Genomic DNA, 491 nt, shown 5'->3' on the forward strand with positions numbered 1-491 from the left:
ATAAGAATGGAAAATTTCCCCGATAGACAAAAGTTCAATATGTATGCCTTCTTCGGAGTTCTGCGAAATAACATACCGCTCATACTCACTGAGTTCCTTAACAACCGGTGGTTCTTTAAGGTTAGAGTAATAATGAATAATAGCTACCAGGATTTTCTCGGCGTTCGGCATGTTTGTCGCAGATCTAAAAACATGCCGAATCCCTTCGATCCCATGATAGACTCCACTATGAATTTCAATACTTCTCTGGTAGCACCATCTCATGACAAAGTAGTCAAGAACGGCCTCCTTCGAGTTGAAATATCTGAAGAATGTAACTTTTGAGATGCTCACTTGATGGCAAATATCATCAACACGAATTTCACCAAATGTGCTGGATTCAAGAGAATTTAAGAATGCTTCAAGAATGGTGGTCATGGTTTGATATTTTTTTCGTTCACGTAAGGGAAGAGTCTGATTCATTAACATCACCTTTTGAGAAGGATTTATTA

At 38.3% G+C, this 491-nt stretch carries 1 protein-coding gene; it reads right to left on the reverse strand.

The genetic code is table 11. The annotated features are described in order from the left end of the window. Positions 1–462 (reverse strand): TetR/AcrR family transcriptional regulator (locus ACNPNW_RS06120; protein ID WP_448766727.1); only part of this gene is annotated, 462 nt, incomplete at its 3' end. Positions 463–491 lie beyond the last annotated feature (29 nt).

Source organism: Acinetobacter endophylla (genome assembly GCF_053543775.1).